At 59.0% G+C, this 18,712-nt stretch carries 12 protein-coding genes and 1 pseudogene; 9 read left to right on the top strand and 4 right to left on the bottom strand.

The window, feature by feature from the left end; genetic code table 11:
• Window positions 1-115 precede the first annotated feature (115 nt).
• Window positions 116-812, bottom strand: a pseudogene (locus AC04SH_RS26310) (IS630 family transposase); the annotation flags it as partial.
• A 288-nt stretch (window positions 813-1,100) separates the two neighbouring features.
• Between AC04SH_RS26310 and AC04SH_RS26305 the strand changes: the two are divergent.
• Both AC04SH_RS26305 and AC04SH_RS26300 read left to right on the top strand, forming a co-directional pair.
• Complete coding sequence (locus AC04SH_RS26305; protein WP_488480714.1) at window positions 1,101-1,793, top strand: NAD(P)-binding domain-containing protein; 693 nt, start codon at window positions 1,101-1,103, stop codon at window positions 1,791-1,793.
• Window positions 1,790-2,497, top strand: coding sequence for a class I SAM-dependent DNA methyltransferase (locus tag AC04SH_RS26300; RefSeq protein ID WP_488480713.1), 708 nt, complete (start codon window positions 1,790-1,792; stop codon window positions 2,495-2,497). Before AC04SH_RS26305 ends, AC04SH_RS26300 begins: the two co-directional genes overlap by 4 nt.
• A 261-nt stretch (window positions 2,498-2,758) precedes the next feature.
• Here the strand turns inward: AC04SH_RS26300 and AC04SH_RS26295 are convergent, their stop codons facing one another.
• Window positions 2,759-4,171: a helix-turn-helix domain-containing protein gene (locus tag AC04SH_RS26295; protein WP_488480712.1), complete on the bottom strand. Its 1,413-nt coding sequence runs from the start codon at window positions 4,169-4,171 to the stop codon at window positions 2,759-2,761.
• A 218-nt stretch (window positions 4,172-4,389) separates the two neighbouring features.
• Here AC04SH_RS26295 and AC04SH_RS26290 point away from each other — a divergent pair, with 218 nt between their 5' ends.
• Genes AC04SH_RS26290 through scpA form a run of 3 tightly spaced genes read left to right on the top strand, consistent with a single transcriptional unit; the run spans window position 4,390 to window position 10,075 of the window.
• Complete coding sequence (locus AC04SH_RS26290) at window positions 4,390-5,922, top strand: acyl-CoA carboxylase subunit beta (protein ID WP_488480711.1); 1,533 nt, start codon at window positions 4,390-4,392, stop codon at window positions 5,920-5,922.
• Window positions 5,923-5,933: 11 nt separating this feature from the next.
• On the top strand, window positions 5,934-7,937 hold the full coding sequence (locus AC04SH_RS26285; RefSeq protein ID WP_488480710.1) for an acetyl-CoA carboxylase biotin carboxylase subunit: 2,004 nt from the start codon (window positions 5,934-5,936) through the stop codon (window positions 7,935-7,937).
• Entirely contained in the window at window positions 7,937-10,075 is a 2,139-nt protein-coding gene (gene scpA / locus AC04SH_RS26280; RefSeq protein WP_488480745.1) for a methylmalonyl-CoA mutase, read from the top strand. The genes AC04SH_RS26285 and scpA overlap by 1 nt, the downstream gene beginning before the upstream one ends.
• A 2,075-nt stretch (window positions 10,076-12,150) precedes the next feature.
• Here scpA and AC04SH_RS26275 read toward each other — a convergent pair.
• Window positions 12,151-12,393: a hypothetical protein gene (locus AC04SH_RS26275; protein WP_488480709.1), complete on the bottom strand. Its 243-nt coding sequence runs from the start codon at window positions 12,391-12,393 to the stop codon at window positions 12,151-12,153.
• A 53-nt stretch (window positions 12,394-12,446) separates the two neighbouring features.
• On the opposite strand from AC04SH_RS26275, the gene AC04SH_RS26270 reads away from it, so the two are divergent.
• From AC04SH_RS26270 to AC04SH_RS26255, 4 genes are all read left to right on the top strand, one after another.
• Entirely contained in the window at window positions 12,447-13,724 is a 1,278-nt protein-coding gene (locus tag AC04SH_RS26270) for an SIR2 family protein (RefSeq protein WP_488480708.1), read from the top strand.
• Window positions 13,725-13,726: 2 nt separating this feature from the next.
• Window positions 13,727-15,448: an ATP-binding protein gene (locus tag AC04SH_RS26265; RefSeq protein ID WP_488480707.1), complete on the top strand. Its 1,722-nt coding sequence runs from the start codon at window positions 13,727-13,729 to the stop codon at window positions 15,446-15,448.
• Window positions 15,449-15,513: 65 nt separating this feature from the next.
• The gene (locus AC04SH_RS26260; RefSeq protein WP_488480706.1) at window positions 15,514-16,731 is read left to right on the top strand and encodes a DUF6035 family protein; all 1,218 of its coding nucleotides are present in this window, start codon (window positions 15,514-15,516) and stop codon (window positions 16,729-16,731) included.
• Window positions 16,732-17,149: 418 nt separating this feature from the next.
• A complete protein-coding gene (locus AC04SH_RS26255; RefSeq protein ID WP_488480705.1) occupies window positions 17,150-17,857 on the top strand; it encodes a hypothetical protein in 708 nt (235 codons plus the stop codon).
• Window positions 17,858-17,884: 27 nt separating this feature from the next.
• Here the strand turns inward: AC04SH_RS26255 and AC04SH_RS26250 are convergent, their stop codons facing one another.
• Window positions 17,885-18,550: a hypothetical protein gene (locus tag AC04SH_RS26250; protein ID WP_488480704.1), complete on the bottom strand. Its 666-nt coding sequence runs from the start codon at window positions 18,548-18,550 to the stop codon at window positions 17,885-17,887.
• Window positions 18,551-18,712 lie beyond the last annotated feature (162 nt).

Below are 18,712 nucleotides of genomic sequence, written 5' to 3'. Positions count from 1 at the left end.
GCGAACTCCCATACGGGCCCGCGGCATGTGACAGCCGCAACAGAGGCCGGACACATGTCAGCACCCGGCCACGCTCCGCGCTCTTCGAAAAATTCTTCTTGCACCAACGGGGGCGTCCACACATATCCATGACGACGATGTCGCCGGGCTTCAGAACTGTGACGAGCTGCTGCTCGACATAGGCGCGGAAACATTGGCCGTTGATCGGGCCGTCGAAGACGCAAGGTGCCGCGAGCCGATCCCAGCGCAGCGCGCCGAGGAAGGTCAGCGTGCGCCAGTGGCCATGTGGAGCCAGGCCGCGCAGCCGCTTGCCTTTCGGCCCCCAGCCTCGCAGCGGAGCCATGTTGGTCTTGATCCAGGTCTCATCGATGAAGACCAGGCACCGCGGATCGAGACCGGTCTGCCAGGATCGCCATCGCTGGCGCCTGCGGGCAATATCAGCGCGCGCCTGCTCAAGGGCGAACAGCGTTTTTTTTGAAGCTCAGGCCCTCGCGGCGCAAGAACAGCCACACTGCGTTGTGCGAGACTTTAACCCCGCGCGCGGCCAACTCATCCTTCAGACCGTGCAGCGTCAAATGAGGTGTCTCACGCATACGCGCCTCGATGAAGGCACGGTGCGGCTCCAGTACTCTCTTGCGATGTCCACCCATCTTGCCCGGCGCCACCGCGCCGGTCGTCCCATGGCGCTGCAACAGCTTCACCGCGGCCGAAATCGAAATGCCAAACCGCTTGGCGGCCGATCGGCGGCTTTCACCACCCAAAACCGCCGCTACAACCCGCTCGCGAAGATCATTGGAAAGAGGTCGGGTCATCAGATGCTGGCCTCCATTCCCAGCCAGCATCTTGAATCACAAAACCGACAAATCGGGAATCCCCTTCGATTCCATCAAGCCGTGAACCGCTCTAGTCCGAGATTCAGATTGATAAAAAGAGTCTACCAGAAATGTTAGATGATATCATGATCAGTAATATAAACACAATATAATTGTAATATAAAATGACTTGATTTTAACAATAATTGGGTGTTGATTAAATTTAACTGTGACCGTGTCATTGCGCTTACGAAAAATCAATCGAGACAGAGCTATGCAGGAGGGTCAGTGTCTACTGTAGTGGCTGAAGGAAGCGTGGTGCGCGCCGCCCATTTTCGCGGCCGCCAACAAATCGCATTCATTGGTACTGGCAGCATGGGGCGACTGATGATTGCCAAGCTCCTGCAAGGCATCTATCAGGTGGACGTCTTCGGCTTCGATCCTGCGGCGAAATACGTGCCGGAAAAGGGAGCCCGGTGGCATCACGCACCGCGCCACACGGCTCGCAGTCTGCTCATGCCACGAGACGTGGTTGACGACATGGCTGGCGAGCAACGCGCTTTGGCTGGAATGCCAGCGGGCGGCGTTTTGATCCACACATCCACGACAAATTACCACAATACGATCAAGATCGCCCGTCCGGCGGCAGCAATTGGCGTATATTCGCTAGAACGAGGCGGTGTTGCAACCCAAGAGAGCCGTCTCCTTTCATGGAGTAGACATCGGTCGGGGCAAAGCAGTCAAATTACTGGCGGACCTGCCCTCTTATCCAGCCGTTGCGAGCGGCCACGCGCTCTGCCGAAGCGTGCGCGAGGGTATTGCAGCGCAGCAGGCTCCCTGATCTACGACCTGATCACTTGGACCTCGGCGCCTCCGCTTGGGCAGTACCATAACGAACAGTTTGTAGGTCTAGCCGCGGCTGCTGCGCCGCCGACGGCTATACCGCATCTCACCTGCCGCCGTACGGAGAAACTGTCATGAACACCACCGATCAGCAGACGAAACTGGAGCAAGCTTCGCGAAAGCGTCTCAAGGATTTGCACGCCCTTGACAGCGACGCCCATCGCTTGGCCCACTACTATCGCGGATGGGCCGGTTCATACGAGTTGGATGTCGGGCGCGGCGGGTATTGCGGGCCGATGATCGTGGCGGAACTCGCGGGTGCCGTGCAAACAGCCTATTTGGACAGGCAGCGAGCAACCATAGCAACCCTGGATGCTGGCTGCGGAACGGGCCTCGTCGGCGTGGAACTGGAACGGCTCGGGTTCCGATTGATCGACGGGATCGACCTCTCCGAGGAGATGGCCGAACAGGCCAGGCAAACCCGCGTCTACCGCCATGTGAGAGGCGCGGTCGATCTTAACGGTCCGCTCTCTGACTACTCCAGCGCGAGCTATGACCTCACGGTCTGCTGTGGCGTCTTTACGCTCGGGCATGTCCGACCGACCGCGCTGGGCGAACTGGCTCGCGTCACGCGGCCAAATGGGTTCATTGTTGCAAGCACCCGCAAAAGCTACGTGGAGACCACATGCTTCGAAGACGAGGCGCGGCGTCTCCAGGATGCGGGCTTACTTGTAACGGCGCAGTGTCTAAACGACGCCAAATACATCAAGGAAGACGTCGCACACTATTGGGTTTTCCAGGTCACCCACAAAGCCAACGCCCCAACGGAGACGCGACTATAACTACGCCACCGCAAATGTCGCTGGTGAAACTGTCAGCCGATGCCACGCGGGCTAACCGATTTTGCATTATTGACCAACAACACGACGTCCCATAGAGCGCCGTCCGGCCACCGTTGTGACTTCGTGTAAGTAGGTAAACCGTTAACGCACGGCGGAAAAAGCAATTGCACTTACGCGGCACGCATTCCCGCCCGAGACAAGATCGGGCGGCTCGAAAACGCCCGTCAGAACTGGCATCAGACAACTTGCGGTCACTCTCAATCAGCAGATCGTGTACGGTAGTTCGCTGCGTCGGTCGTGGTCGATCGCAATCGTCCTATTGAGCGGCGGAACGGCGCGTTGGATGCAATCCGTACGCTCGCAAATGCGGCATGAAACGCCGATGGGCTCGAAGGCTGAACTGTTCGCAAAATCCAGCCGGTCCGCGTAGACGAAATCGCCCGCATCGGAGATCTCGCATCCGAGCGCGATCGCATAGCGTCGATGAGGAGAACCGAATCCACCGTCTGCCTTGGTGATTTCCGTCGCGATACTGAGATAGCGCACGCCGTCCGGTGTCTCGGCCAACTGGCAATCCATGCGGCCTGGGGTTTCGAATGCCTGATGAGCGTTCCACAACGGGCAAGCTGCACCGTAGCGCGCGAACTGCAACTTCGCGGCGCTGTGGCGCTTGGTGATGTTGCCAGCCCGGTCGATGCGCGCGAAGAAGACCGGCACGCCCTTCATCCGAGGCCTTTGCAAGGTCGAAAGGCGATGCGCCACCTGCTCAAGGCTGGCGCCGAAGCGCATTGCGAGCAGCTGGAGGTCGTGACGGAGGTCTTTTGCGGCGGCCAGGAAGGGACGGTATGGCAACATAAGCGCCCCGGCAAAATAATTCTGCAGGCCGATCCTGCATATCTCTGCCGCTTCGGAGGTCCGGAAGCGCGCTCGCTCGATGATGGCATCGAGTTCCGCCCGGTGCTCCAGGGCCCCGATCTGGAGTGCCATTTGAAAACTGCGCGTCGGCGCAGGTGAGTATGAGTTCAAGTACAGCACGCGCGCCGAAGCGTCGAAGCGCCTGATCACCCGCTCGCCGTTGCCAGCACGTGCAAGGCGAATGTGATGCTGCTGCTCCAGGTGATCTGCCAACGCCGTACCGACATCTCGATCCGGCACGCCCAGGGCTGTCGCCACATGCTCGGCCGCCCGGTCGAGCTCATCGATGTAGTTGTCAACAAAATGAAAGAAGTCCCGCACTTCCTCATAAGGTGTCGGCTCGGCAAAAGCATTGGTTCGGATCAGCTGGTCGTCGAAGCTCGCAAGCTGCTCGCTATTTCTGCGATACGCCTGATGACAAGTGATCAATGCATGAGCGAAAGCCGGTGCGTTTTGGGCAACGAGCTTGAGTTCCTGAAATCCGGCTGAAACACCGCCGAATACGGGGTCGGCAAGTGCCTCGCTCAGTGCCGAGAGCAATCGGTCGGCCTCGCTGCCGCCGATCGAAGCGATATCAACATGGAATTTTTCGGCGAGCGCCAGAAGCACCGCTGCTGACACCGGGCGCTGGTTGTTTTCAATCTGGTTCAGATAGCTGGTCGAGATCCCCAGCCGCTCGGCGAAAACCGCCTGGGTGGCCTTGCTGGCTCCCCGCAGTTCGCGCACGCGGCGTCCAATGAAGAGCTTACCGTTAGCCATTTGCAAATTCGCATATTGCTGTTTGCGATTTCATACAGTTCGCAATCGCACACGGTCAAGCCTTTCCCGAGCATTGCCGGCGAACTAATGCGGAGCGTTATTCCAGTGGAGGCGCTCATGCGATTGTCCAGCCAAGCTAACCCAAGTTCGAGGCAAAGCCGGCTCCCCGCGACGCCGTTGCCGATGGCTTTGAACTTTGAAGCAAAGGCTGGCCGCTGATGCGAGCCGTTCTCGAACAACTCGAGATCCGTCGTGCGCAGGCTCGTATGGGCGGAGGGCAGAAGCGTGTCGACGCCCAGCATGCCAAAGGCAAGCTGACGGCCCGAGAGCGCCTCGTGGTGCTTCTCGATGAAGGCTCCTTCGAAGAATACGATATGTATGTCACGCATCGTGCGACGGACTTCGGCATGGCTGAACAGAAGGTCGCGGGGGACGGAGTGGTCACAGGCTGGGGTACGATCAACGGCAGGCTGGTCTACGTCTTCTCACAGGACTTCACCGTGCTCGGCGGATCGCTGTCAGAGACACACGCCCAGAAGATCTGCAAGATCATGGACATGGCGGTGCGCAACGGGGCGCCGGTCATTGGCCTCAACGATTCCGGCGGCGCACGCATCCAGGAGGGTGTCGCCTCGCTTGCCGGCTACGCCGACGTCTTCAAGCGCAATGTCGATGCTTCCGGCGTCATTCCGCAGATTTCTGTGATCATGGGCCCGTGCGCCGGTGGCGCGGTCTATTCTCCAGCCATGACCGACTTCATCTTCATGGTTCGAGATTCCTCGTACATGTTCGTGACCGGTCCCGACGTGGTCAAGACGGTCACAAACGAGATCGTGACCGCGGAGGAACTGGGCGGTGCGGCAACGCACACGCAAAAATCCTCTGTTGCGGACGGGGCTTTCGAAAACGATATCGAGGCTTTGGAAGAGGTCCGGCGCCTGTTTGATTTCCTGCCGCTGAACAATCGGGAAAAGCCGCCCGTGCGCCCATTTTATGACGATCCCGAGCGGATCGAGTTGCGCCTCGACACGCTGGCGCCGGAGAGCGCCAACAAGCCCTACGACATGAAGGAACTGATCCTCGCGATCGCCGATGAAGGCGACTTCTTCGAGCTTCAGGCCGCCTTCGCCCGCAACATCATCACCGGATTGGTTCGCATCGAGGGCAGGACCGTCGGCGTTGTGGCCAACCAGCCCATGGTGCTGGCTGGATGCCTCGACATCGATTCCGCCCGCAAGGCGGCGCGTTTCGTTCGCTTCTGCGACGCCTTCGACATCCCGATCCTGACGCTCGTCGACGTGCCCGGTTTCCTGCCGGGCACCGCCCAGGAATATGGCGGCGTCATCAAGCACGGCGCCAAGCTGTTGTTTGCCTATTCCCAGGCGACCGTGCCGATGGTCACGTTGATCACCCGCAAGGCTTATGGCGGCGCCTACGACGTGATGGCTTCCAAACATATCGGCGCCGACATCAACTACGCCTGGCCAACCGCCGAAATCGCGGTGATGGGCGCAAAGGGCGCGGCCGAAATCCTCTATCGGTCCGAACTTGGCGATCCCGAGAGGCTGGCGGCTCGCACCAAAGAATACGAGCAGCGCTTCGCCAACCCATTTATTGCCGCCGAGCGGGGCTTCATCGACGAGGTGATCATGCCGCATTCCTCACGCAGGCGGATCGCGCGTGCCTTTGCCGCTCTGCGGGGAAAAAGCATCGAAACGCGTTGGAAGAAGCACGATACGATCCCGCTTTGAGTGCGCAAAAAATGTTCAAGAAGATCCTGATTGCCAATCGTGGCGAGATCGCGTGCCGGGTGATCAAGACGGCACAGAGGTTGGGCATAGCCACCGTCGCCGTCTACTCCGACGCTGACCGCGACGCCTTGCACGTCCGGCAAGCGGATGAAGCGGTGCATATCGGCCCCGCTGCCTCGGCCCAGTCCTATCTTCGCATTGCCAACATTCTCGATGCCGTCACCGCCACTGGCGCTGATGCGGTCCATCCGGGCTATGGGTTCCTGTCCGAGAACTCGAATTTTGCCGAGGCGCTCAAGGCCATTGGAGTGGCCTTCATCGGCCCCTCGCCCGTCGCCATCGAGGCGATGGGCGACAAGATCACCTCGAAGAAGATCGCGGCATCTGCCGGTGTCTCCACCGTGCCCGGCCATATGGGCCTGATCGAGGACGCAGAGGAAGCGGTGCGTATCGCCGGCGAGATTGGCTTTCCTGTCATGATCAAGGCATCCGCTGGCGGCGGCGGCAAGGGCATGCGCATTGCCTGGAACGACGTCAAGGCGCGCGAAGGATTTCAGTCCTCACGAAACGAAGCCAAGAACGCCTTTGGCGACGACCGCATCTTCATCGAGAAATTCATCACCGAACCACGTCATATCGAAATCCAGGTGCTCGGCGATCAGTACGGCAACATCGTCTACCTCGGCGAGCGGGAATGCTCGATCCAGCGCCGCAATCAGAAGATCATCGAGGAGGCCCCCTCCCCGTTCCTTGACGAAGCAACCCGGAAGGCGATGGGCAGGCAGGCCATCGCTCTTGCCAGGGCGGTCGGCTACCACTCGGCAGGTACGGTTGAATTCATCGTCGACCGCGACCGCAACTTCTACTTCCTCGAGATGAACACGCGGCTTCAGGTCGAGCATCCGGTCACCGAACTGGTAACCGGCATCGATCTGGTGGAGGAAATGATCCGCATCGCCGCCGGCCAAAAGCTGCGCTTTGCCCAAGAAGATGTGAAGCTGAACGGCTGGGCGATCGAAAGCCGACTCTACGCCGAAGACCCGTATCGCAATTTCCTGCCCTCGATCGGTCGTCTGACACGCTACCGGCCGCCCGCTGAGGGTGCACGTGCAGATGGTTCACTGATCCGCAACGATACTGGGGTGATCGAAGGCTCGGACATCTCGATGCACTATGATCCTATGATAGCGAAGCTCTGCACCTGGGCGCCCGATCGGCTGGGCGCAATCAACGCCATGGCTGCTGCACTGGATGATTTCGAAGTGGAAGGCATTGGCAACAACCTGCCGTTTCTCGCCGCTGTCATGGACCATCCTCGGTTTCGCGAGGGGCGGCTAAGCACGGCCTTCATCGCCGAGGAGTTTCCGGACGGATTCGCAGGTGTATCCCCAACCGATGCGGATGAGCGCAAGCTCGCGGCCGTTGCGGCGCACATCAACTGGAAGCTCCAGCACCGCAATGTCCAAATATCCGGAGCGATGGACAATCATCGTCGCAAAGTCCCCATTGACTGGATCGTGACGCTTGGCAGCCATGCCTTCGCAATCGCGGTGAGCGATGAGGAAGTCGCAACCGCGGTGTCATTCGATGACGGCCCGGTTCTGAGCGTGGTAAGCGACTGGCTGCCGGGACGGCATATAGCGCACTTCCAGATTGGCACCGAGACTACATCGATCAAAACATCGCGGTCAGGAACCGGCCACCGACTGCGCTGGCGCGGAATGGATGTTGTCGCCCATGTGCGCAGCCCGGCTATCGCCGAGCTCGCGCGATTGATGCCGAAGAAGCAGCCGCTGGACACCTCCAAGCTGCTGCTTTGCCCGATGCCCGGGGTGGTCACCTCGATTGCCGTGTCCGAAGGAGAGTCGGTTGAGACTGGCCAGATTCTTGCAACGGTGGAAGCGATGAAAATGGAGAACGTCCTGCGCGCCGAACGGCGCGCGGTCGTCAAACGGATCGCCGCCAAGGCTGGCGCAAGCCTCGCGGTCGACGAACCCATTCTGGAGTTCGAATGATGGTGGACGCCAAACTCGCCGACTGGCGCACTCTTGCCGAACGGGAGCTGAAGGCCTCCCCAGACGCCCTGGTCTGGCGCACGCCCGAAGGCATCGACGTCAAGCCGCTCTACACGGCAGATGATCTGGATGGGACCGTCCATCTCGCCACCCTGCCCGGCCTGAAGCCATTCGTGCGCGGACCACGAGCGACGATGTACGCCGGCAGGCCGTGGACGATCCGCCAATATGCCGGCTTCTCGACCGCGGAGGAATCGAACGCCTTCTACCGCAAGGCACTCGCCGCCGGCCAGCAGGGCGTGTCGGTTGCCTTCGATCTCGCCACGCATCGCGGCTATGACAGCGACCATCCGCGCGTCGTCGGCGATGTCGGCAAGGCCGGTGTCGCTATCGATTCCGTCGAGGACATGAAGATCCTGTTCGACGGCATCCCGCTGAAGGACGTTTCCGTCTCCATGACCATGAACGGTGCGGTCATCCCGATCCTTGCCTGCTTCATCGTTGCCGGCGAGGAGCAGGGTTGCCCGACCGCCCAGCTCTCCGGGACCATACAGAACGACATCCTCAAGGAGTTCATGGTCCGCAACACCTACATCTACCCGCCCGAACCCTCGATGCGGATCGTCGCCGACATCATCGAGTACACGGCAAAGGAGATGCCGAAGTTCAACTCGATCTCCATCTCCGGCTATCACATGCAGGAGGCCGGTGCGACGCTGGTGCAGGAACTCGCCTTCACGCTGGCCGATGGACGCGAATATGTCCGCGCGGCGTTGAAGAAGGGCCTCGACGTCGACGACTTTGCCGGGCGGCTGTCGTTTTTCTTTGCGATTGGAATGAATTTCTTCATGGAGGCCGCCAAGTTGCGGGCAGCGCGACTTCTGTGGTCGCGTATCATGGAAGAGTTCGAACCGAAGAAGCCTGCATCGCTGATGCTGCGCACGCATTGCCAGACATCGGGCGTCTCGCTGCAGGAGCAGGACCCCTACAACAACATCGTGCGCACGGCCTATGAGGCGCTCGCCGCGGTGCTTGGCGGCACGCAGTCACTCCACACCAACTCCTTCGATGAGGCGATCGCCCTGCCGACGGAGTTTTCGGCGCGCATCGCGCGAAACACCCAGCTCATCCTCCAGCACGAGACCGGTGTGACCAAGGTCGTCGACCCGCTGGCCGGCTCCTATTATGTCGAAAGCCTGACCAAGGAAATCGCCGACGCGGCGTGGGCGCTGATCGAGGAGGTCGAGGCAAGAGGCGGCATGACCAAGGCCGTCATTGAGGGGCTGCCAAAACGCCTGATCGAGACGGCGGCGACCCGCCGCCAGGCCGCGATCGACCTCGGTGACGAAGTGATCGTCGGGGTCAACAAGTACCGGCTGGAAAATGAGGCCCCGATCGAAAGTCTTGAGATCGACAATGCGGCGGTCCGGGAGGCGCAGATCCGTCGTCTCGAACAGACAAAGCGTCAGCGCGACCCCAAGCGCGTCGACGCAGCCCTTGCCGTGCTTGGCAAGACCGCGGCCAGCGGCAAGGGCAACATTCTTCAAGCAGCAGTTGAAGCGGTGCGCGCTCGCGCGACGGTGGGGGAGATTTCCGATGCTCTGCGCCGCGCCTTCGGCGATCACGTGGCCGTTCCCGAGGTGACTTCGGAGGTTTACGGCGCCGCCTTCCAGAATGAGCCGGAATACCAGACCCTGACGTCCCGCATCAGGGACGTTTCCGTGTCGCTTGGCGGCCGGCCGAAGCTGATGGTGGCCAAGCTCGGCCAGGATGGCCATGACCGTGGCGCCAAAGTGATCGCATCGGCGTTCGGCGATCTCGGCTTCGACGTGGTCGCGGGTCCACTCTTCCAAACCCCGCAAGAGGCAGCAAGCATGGCGGTTGCGTCTGCAGTTCATGTCATCGGAGCGTCTTCGCTCGCGGCCGGACACAAGACTCTGTTGCCGCAGCTCGTCGCGGCGTTGAAAGCAAAGGGTGCCGAAAACATCATCGTTGTGTGCGGTGGCGTCGTGCCGCGTCAGGATTATCAGTTCCTGATGGACCATGGGGTGGCCGCTGTATTCGGCCCTGGAACCCACATCTTGGATGCCGCGCGCGCGGTCGTCGATCTCATTGAAGGTAGGCGTCGCAATCAATGAAGACGCTTGTGGTCAAGCCTTCGGCAAGCCATTGAGATGACCCTCTGCAGGTATAGCAGCGGTGTAGTCGCAAGGGTTGTCGAATTTGCCTCAGGGACCAGGCTCTCAGTCTGGCTGCCGAACACGGGCCAGTGCAGGCTGGTCCTTTGATTCCACAATCAAGTAATCTTGAGAGTCGAACAAATCGCTCCAATACACTGCGCCCTGCCGCGTCGATGCGTGGAACAGCTGCATGCTTGCCAGCGCGGTCGCGGCGCATCTGGGCTGACGGGCGACCTCCCTTTCCACGAAAGCGAATTCATCGCAAGCAACGGAAGAACGCGCGTTTCGTGCGCCTGTCGTATTTCTCGCGCGCGGCAGGCAGAATGTTATGCCGGGCACGGCAAAGACGGCGCAGATCGTCACGCTCTCAAGAAGACGTTACTTCCAGAGGGAACCTTCATCAGGGTCCGGCAATCGGGAGCTTCGGCCGGGTGAATGGACGACGGCATGACGCGCTCAGGAAATACATCGCACGATCCGGGCCACGCACCGGCACGCATCGCGTCCCAAAAATGGCGGGCCGGTCCTGGTATCGAGGCGCCATCGCGAGATTTTCGAGGTGGCGGTGGCTTTGGTATCTATTGTCCGCAGGGCGAAGTGCGTAGCAGATGAGTGCGCCTCTGCCCGCAAGGCGTCGTAAGAAGAAAAAGCGCAATGGAGCGTATTTCGCGATGACCACCGTCCTGTCCTTCAGCGTGATTTTTCGGAACGCCCCCACTTACCGCTCGTCCCGCGCCTCAGACTGCGTGTCGGTATGTCCAGAGCTGTGCCGGCGGGATGTTGCGGACGACGAAATCATAGTGAGGTGCGCCAGGCCAAGGTGGCGTGTTCCAGCCGGTGCGAGTCCGGCCCGGGTAAGGGGTTGCGCCCGCCCGGTAGCGAGTGTTGCGGCGTGGGAGGTGACGACCACGGCGAAGCGTACACAGCAATCATGCGGGGTGTGGGAGTGAGCCACGATAATGATAATATTGCAGGGGCCGAGACGTTCTCACTTGTCGAAGGCAACATGTGCGGAGCCGATAAGCGAGGCACCGTCGCCCTGCCGGGGTCTAGGGCCACATCAAGCATGAAAGGAACACGTCCGAACCTGGGGAGATCTCTTGCCCGGCCGGGCGGCTCCAACCGCACCGGTCCGCATCGGGAAGGCGAGGAGCCGTAGCCGATGATGAACGGACAAGAGAAGTCTGACTGCGCCATAGTAGCTGTGAAGTCGCCGAACAAAGCCGGATCTCCGGTGAGTCCAGAACTATCTGTCGTGGCTTCGGAGAGGCCCATCATGAAACGATCACTGACCAATGTGGCGGGTCGCCACCGGGGTCTCGAAAAATTACCTGTCGCTGTCCGAAATTAACTCACGACGACGCAGCCGTTGCGCACGTGCCCACGTTGAGATGATGACGCCATCTATCAGTGTTGATTATACGATTGAAAACGACGGTCATTTTTAAATTGGAATTAAGTGATTGATTCCGCTTACTATCACCCACCAAAAATCCAAAAAAGGTAGAGCTTGTAAACACGGTGAAATGCAAAATATTTTCCGACATTCCACCATTTTCCATATTGCCCTTTATGCGACTTTTAAAGCACAAAAGGCGAACGTCGATGGTGAGCTGATATCTATGTTATATCCACGGCTCTGTTTCGTGCTGTGACCCCGATCCTACGAGCGAGCGGCGCGATGGCCGAAGCTGTTCTTATCGGATCTTGGCCGACGCATTAAATCAACGTTTAGCTCCGGGTTTACCGTGCACTTGAGCCAAACCCAATTTTCATATGAGGTCCAGCTGCTGCTCCGTGGCGACGCCCGCCGCCGGGATGGCATACAGCGCAGAAAGACCGACCGGCCGACCGGCTTAGCTCGGATGCCGGACGCCACCGCCTCGAATTCGAGGTCCGCCAGTGCAGTCCGGGCGTCGCGACCGATGGCACCAGTTGGCAGCCCGATAGTCGGCAACCAGTCGCTCGCTTGGTTAACGGCAGCAGAATAATTCTCGGCGTTCGACGGGTGTCCATTGAACGCGGTAGACCCTTCAGTAAAGCGTCCATAAGCCAGGATCGACGGCACGAGCCCAGAAAATCAGGCCCAGCACGTGATTGTTCGTGGCGGCAAAGAATTGAAGGGCGGCCTCGATACGACCGCCGTTCGCTTTTAAGGGATCATAACCGGGCAGGAAAAGAGCCCTCCTCTTGCCTAAGTAAACGCTAATGTATTCGGTAGATCCGGCAATGGATACCAGCCTAGGCGAGATCTTCCAGAAAAAATACGCCGGCAAACCGGTTCTCCTGTGGCGCCGATGCTTGTATGGTTTGGGTTGCGGGAGGGACTATGAGCTATTGGAACACAAAGCCGGCGGCAGCCGGCAGTATCCGTCTTTATGTCCGCGGCGAAGGCTGGCGTTCGCATGACGATGTGAAGAACGACAAGGGCGAGGTTGTGGAGCGCGGTAGCGCTCGCGCTGTAGAGGACTTGTTGACCTCCGCCCTAAACGCATCAAACCTTCTGCTGCTCACCGGCGCGGGATCGTCTTTTTGCGCAAAGAACGCAGGCCAAGGCACGAAACAGGCCCCCAGTATGCTAAAGCTTTGGGATTCGGTGGTCGCGGCTGCGACGCAAGAAACGATCAATAAGATTGCCGCTCTTATGCCGAATTCCAAGACGGTTATCGACGCGAAGAATATCGAGAAGTTTCTGACCCATTGTAAAATCTATCTGGAGCTCTTTGGACCTGAAAAAACGAAAGACGTCGCTGAATTCATCGATCTTGCTGAAAAAACGATCGCCCGAAGCGTGGACTTCGTCGACGAAACCACGGACTTAAGCGCCCATCAGGCGATCATCCGAAAGATCGCCAGGCGAGGCGCACGCAAGCCGCGCACCCGGCTATTCACAACCAATTACGATCTCGCCTTCGAATATGCCGCTCGAGCGCTCCGCTTTACGATGATCGACGGCTTTTCTCATTCACTGCCGCAGATCTATGATCGCGGTCATTTCGCGCACGACATCGTCAGGCGCGATGGAGGCAGGGATGGTCCTGATTACATCGAAAACGTCTTTCATCTCCACAAGCTGCACGGTTCCGTAGACTGGCGCCGCAAAGGGGCAGAGCTTATCCGTTCCAGGGCCGAAAAAGACGGGCCGGCGGCCCTGATCTACCCGCGCGACAGCAAATACCAGGAGGCGTTCGAAACGCCCTACCTTGACATGATGGCCGCCCTGCAGGGCGCTTTGCGGGAGCCCGACACCGCCGTCATCATCTCTGGTTTCGGCTTCAATGACGATCACATAACCAAGCCGATACTCGCCGCAATCGAAGCAAATATGAGCTTACGCGTCATCATCTGCGACCTCGCTTACATCACCGACGCTGAACTCGAAACAAATGCCCACATTCTCTCCCCCGATACCCCGACCCGCGCCGGGGCGAGCGCGTTTTTTGGAACATTCAAACGGCTCATTGATATCGGCGACCAGAGACTTTCCCTCCTAAGCGGGCGCTTTGACGATCTTGCGCAGGCGCTCCCCGATCTCGTCGCTCAGACCGAGCGGGAACGGCATGTGGAACGCCTCAAGATTCTGAATGAGCTGCCCTCGGGATCGTGACCATGCAAAGCCTTGTCGATCCCGACCGCTATGTCGGAACCATTACCGTTGTCAGTGCCTCGATCGCACAGGCAAACCTGCCGCAGGCAACAGCCCGTCCCGAGCGTCGTTCGCTCGCACGGGGCGCGGTCGGCGACTTCGTTTTCATCGACTGCGAAAGCGTCAAGCTTCTAGGGCGCATCATCGAGGTTAAGCTCCCCGACAACGAGCGGCTGAGTGTGGAACCCGCGATGGGCCGCCCGCCAGAACCTCATCCGGTTGGCCGAATTCAGCTGCTCGCATCCGTCGACCAGAAAAACCAAAAGCTTGTCCGCGGTTTGCGGGCGCACCCGCGCATCGGCGACGCGGTTTATCTCGCGCAGCCGGAACTTTTCGGTGACCTCGCCGCGAACTCGCTTTCCGGGAGTGATCAACTGTCGATCGATCTTGGCCTCTTAAGCGCGGGCGACGGCATCCATCTGAAATTGCCGCCCGAGAAACTGTTCGGACGGCATTGCGGTGTGTTCGGCGCCACGGGCGGCGGCAAGAGCTGGACTATTGCCGCCATCCTCAATCAGATCAAGGCGAACGGTGGAAAGTGCATTCTTTTCGATCCGACTGGTGAATTCGCAAATCTTCCATCGGTTACGAAGCACTATGCTTTCAACGACGAGGAAGGGGCCGAGCAGGTTCATTTTCCCTACACACAGACAACGGAAGAGGATTTGTTCGCCCTCTTTCGCCCGTCTGGACAATCACAAGGACCAAAACTAAGGGAGGCGATGCGAAGCCTGAAGCTGATACGCGCCTGCCAAGGCCAAGCCCCGGCAGGCGTGGTTTTCACGTTACGCGGAACTGTTGAGAAGACCAATCGGCCCCGTGCTCCATTTTTCAACGCGCTGGACGCGCACAGGGACGCGATAAACTCGCCGCTCTGCAATTTTCGGATCGAAAGTCTTGCCGAGCAGGTGACGGCGGAATGCGTCTGGTCGACGGGGAACAACACCGACAATTGGGGCGGCCCCGACAGTTCGGTTGCGCATTGCGAGACGCTTGTCGCCCGCATCAGAACGCTGGTCACCACGCACCAGCTCTTTTGCCTCTTTGGCACGGCGGGCCAGTCGCTGGTGCAGGTTCTGACAGATTTTTTCGCCAATGACGCGGATGACATCATCCGCATTTCCTTTCGTTCGGTGCATTTCGAGCACAACACCCGCGAAATCCTTCTGAACGTCATCGGCCGCTATCTTCTTGGCGAAGCGAGGAAGGGATCGTTCCGGGCGCGACCCGTCATCGTTGCGCTCGACGAAGCGCACCAGTTCCTCGGGCGCACCGTCGGCGACGAGTATGCGAGTGTGCGGCTTGAGTCTTTTGGCATTATCGCCAAGGAGGGCCGCAAATACGGGCTGACATCCATCATGGCGACGCAGCGCCCAAGGGACATCCCGCACGATGTTTTGAGCCAGCTCGGAACGCTGATCGTGCACCGCTTGACGAACGATGAAGATCGGCAGGCGGTCGAACGGTCCTGCGGCGATCTCGACAAGAACGCCGCCATGTTTATCCCGACGCTCGCCCCCGGCGAAGCCATCATTGTCGGACCTGACCTGCCGGCGCCCATGCCGATCCAGATTCACGAGCCTCTTATTCCGCCGGATTCAAAAGGACCCGATTACAATAAGTTCTGGAGAGAGCGGAAGGCGAAACCCACCGATCCCGCGAGTGAGGACGAGCTTTTGGTATGAACGCTCACGGGAAGCTTGACGGGCGCTATCGGCGGACGCTGAAGCGAGCCGTCGACCTTCGCAGCATGCAGACGATCAGCTCTGACGAGTTGATAGCAGCGGGCCCCGACCGCTATCACGAGATCCGCAGGACCGCGACCCGCGCCCGCAACGAGAAGACGAATGTCTTCGTCTGCGAGAATTGCGGCTATGCCGTCTACGCTCCGCGCGAGCCGCGGACACGTCTGCCCTATTGGCGGCACCGTAAAGGTGCGCCCAGGGATTGCCCATGGTGGACAGGCGATCCCTCCTCCATCGATGAGGTCAATGCCAGCCAGTTTAAAGGAGCGCAGGAAAGCCCGCTCCATCTGAAAATCAAGAACACGATCGCGGAATTGTTAAACGCCGATCCGCTAACGGAACCGGGTTCAGTTGTGATCGACAAATACCTCGTCACGGCAGAGGGACGCCGCCGTCCCGACGTTCGCGCGGTATATGCAGAAAAGCCCATCGCCGTCGAAGTGCAGCTGGCGACGACGCAGATACCGATTATCGACGCGCGCGAGACATTCTACGAGCGCGAAGGCCGGCACCTAATCTGGCTGACATGGAATTTTGTGCCGGTGGATCGGTCCCGCATGCTCACGGCCTTTGAGGATATCTTCTACTCCCACAACAAGAACATCTTCTCGTTTGACGAGGAGGTTTTGGCCGTCTCAACGGCGGACGGCAGCGCGCGCGTACGGGCCTTCTGGGAAGGCGAGACCGGATGGGAGTCGAAGGTCATCCGTCTTACCGAATTGACGTGGCCGAAAACGGGCCTGCCGTTTGCCGTCGCGCAGCGTTCGCCCTGGCACGAAGATTTCCGGGCACGATGGCTGGATGCCACGTCCGAGAACGGCACGCGTTACCCGGACCGTATCCACCTGCTCAATGAATTGGCCGGCAAACTGAACATGGAGGCCGTCGATGGTGCCGCGTTGAGCGAGGCGGATTTCGAATCCCTCCTCAACTGCTTGCATTCGTTCGTCTTGAAACGGCCTATCGGTTCGAGGCAGCGCAACCTGACGGAGGTGATCAACACATTCTTGGCTGGCTCGCGACGGCACGGTTTTGCGAGGCTCATGCGAAAAGTTATCGTCTCTGCAGGTTCGGGAGAACTACTCGATCGGGCGAGCGTTCGGGAGAAGTTTGCCATTGCTGAGCAGGAGGTGCAGAACGGGCCGGAAACGGTCACAGGCCGCGTTGCATTGACGCTATTTCCCGAGCTCTTCCTGAAAAGCCCGGTCGCTCCGAAGAAATAGCGAGTCCGGTGCGATGGATGCGACGACGGCGGTAATCTTCAGGCGCACCGGTGAAGCGGCAAGAGCCTGGTCATGGCGGTGTCAGGAAGCTTGAAGTCTCCATGAACGGCCATCTCATTCGTCTAAGATTCGGTGACCACCTCGTCGATCACAGTTCGACTGCCGTTGCCCCGAACGCCTGCTTTCGGGCCCTGAGCGCCTGGCTCATTCGTCGGCAACCGTTCCAAGCTTCGGTAATATACTTGACGTTTTTTGTGGCTGAAGGCAATTTGGTGATGGCCTCCCGCACAGGCCAGTGTGCCCACCATGCAAAGCCTCGCAGTGCGCTGTCGCTGAGATTAAACCAACCATTCCCTCCTGGGACGGGTCTGTCAGCAGTGGGCACATGTTGGATCCGTTACCACGATAGGAATGGATCATGAGCAATAGCGATCAACTGAAGGAACTGAAAACCGCTGCGCGAAACATTGCCCGCGCCAGGCGAATAAAACACATAGGCGCGTTGGAATTGATTGCACAGGCATTGGGCTACCCGCATTGGAACGCCCTGACCAATGCAGAAAAGCACGGATGGCATCCGTCCGAGGCGGATCTGGCTATCGCTCGGGCGCTGGTGCTTGCTGAAAATCCGCTGATTTCCATAGAAACTGATCCCTGGAGCGCGCTCGGCCCTGACAAGTTCGAGGGCGAACTGCAGCGGCATAGCTATCGGGTGAGCACGCAGTCGGACGATGTCCGCATGTGGGGACGAGGTTGGGAGGTGACCTTACCCGAGGCTCCCTTAGCTCCTGCTCGTTTTCGAGTAACAGATCGCAGGCTCAAAGCGAACCCGATTGACGACACAAACTTCCGAAATGCCGCGCTCGAAATAGCTTCGGGTTGGCGCAAGCTGGTTCACGCGCGAATCGCCTCAGACTGGCCTCGTCGCTCGACTGTGCCGGACAGCGCCGGCCGTGCCGAGCACCCCCTAGGTCATGAGGTAAGCGACATCTGGTTTTGCTTGCATTGCGACCAGTCGTCTACCGGGGTTGAGGTTGCCGCGAACCTTTTTCACTGCCCGCGCTGCTTGGCATCGCCCCTTGACATTCACGCATCTCGTTGGTGGCAAGCTGATGTGGCGAAGTAAGCGCCGGGGCTAAAACTATCCTACTTTTCACAGTTCTTGCTGCGCCATGACTTCGCGCAGCAAGACTGTCGTGGCATATGCCTCTATCGGTGATACAACGCACAACCATCGGTAACCGATCAGGATTCGATCAACGCGAATCTCATAGGTCAAACCGTTCGGCTCACCGTCAAGGTAGGAACGAATCAAATCAGTTTGGCTGCTCCGGGCCGTCATGATCGAGTGCTCTGCCATTTTATGATCAACGAGCGCTTGCCGACCAGCCATCCGCATTTTCTGCAGCTGAAGCAGCCCGGCCGTCGTCATCTCGCGATGGTAGGAATACTTGTGTCCACGCTTAACCACCCGATCGAGGATTATGAGTTCCCCTGCGGGAGAGACATCGGGATGTGCTGTCACGGCGAGACTAACATCAGTCTTCTTACCGTCATACTCCAGCCAAGCGTGGGAAATCATTATGTCGTCGGTTCCGTCATTGACGTAACCGACGACCGGAATCGTAACAATTCCATACCTGTCTTTTAAAAATTCATGCAGAAAAAATACTGAGTGATAGCACATGCCTGTGACATGCCTCGGCTTGATGAATTTGTCGAACAAAGCTTGAGCAGCGGCGTTAACGATTCTCGCTTCATCAGGAAGACTATCGAGCCATTGTGAAATCGCGGCGGCCTTTTGCTTTGCTTCACCCATGTTCGTCCCGAATCCTCTCACCCGAACTGACATCGCAGCTACTGCCGCCAGCCTCGATCAATGTCAATTACAAGGTTCGAACGGGGCACCAGCGTGATGCCGGCCTGTCTAGTAAAGTGGTTGGGCGCTACCCGAGAACCCCTGTCATAGAGCACCCGTACG

The organism is Mesorhizobium sp. CNPSo 4688, from assembly GCF_057784295.1.
This window is presented reverse-complemented; position numbering and strand designations above follow the sequence as displayed.

What these genes read in the sequence shown, in the direction of transcription:
- AC04SH_RS26260 (WP_488480706.1), top strand. Translation starts at nt 15,514, where the DNA reads ATGCAGACGATCAGCTCTGACGAGTTGATAGCAGCGGGCCCCGACCGC.
- AC04SH_RS26285 (WP_488480710.1), top strand. Translation starts at nt 5,934, where the DNA reads ATGTTCAAGAAGATCCTGATTGCCAATCGTGGCGAGATCGCGTGCCGG.
- AC04SH_RS26250 (WP_488480704.1), bottom strand. Translation starts at nt 18,550, where the DNA reads ATGGGTGAAGCAAAGCAAAAGGCCGCCGCGATTTCACAATGGCTCGAT.
- AC04SH_RS26290 (WP_488480711.1), top strand. Translation starts at nt 4,390, where the DNA reads ATGCGAGCCGTTCTCGAACAACTCGAGATCCGTCGTGCGCAGGCTCGT.
- AC04SH_RS26270 (WP_488480708.1), top strand. Translation starts at nt 12,447, where the DNA reads ATGAGCTATTGGAACACAAAGCCGGCGGCAGCCGGCAGTATCCGTCTT.
- AC04SH_RS26255 (WP_488480705.1), top strand. Translation starts at nt 17,150, where the DNA reads ATGAGCAATAGCGATCAACTGAAGGAACTGAAAACCGCTGCGCGAAAC.
- scpA (WP_488480745.1), top strand. Translation starts at nt 7,937, where the DNA reads ATGGTGGACGCCAAACTCGCCGACTGGCGCACTCTTGCCGAACGGGAG.
- AC04SH_RS26295 (WP_488480712.1), bottom strand. Translation starts at nt 4,171, where the DNA reads ATGGCTAACGGTAAGCTCTTCATTGGACGCCGCGTGCGCGAACTGCGG.
- AC04SH_RS26300 (WP_488480713.1), top strand. Translation starts at nt 1,790, where the DNA reads ATGAACACCACCGATCAGCAGACGAAACTGGAGCAAGCTTCGCGAAAG.
- AC04SH_RS26265 (WP_488480707.1), top strand. Translation starts at nt 13,727, where the DNA reads ATGCAAAGCCTTGTCGATCCCGACCGCTATGTCGGAACCATTACCGTT.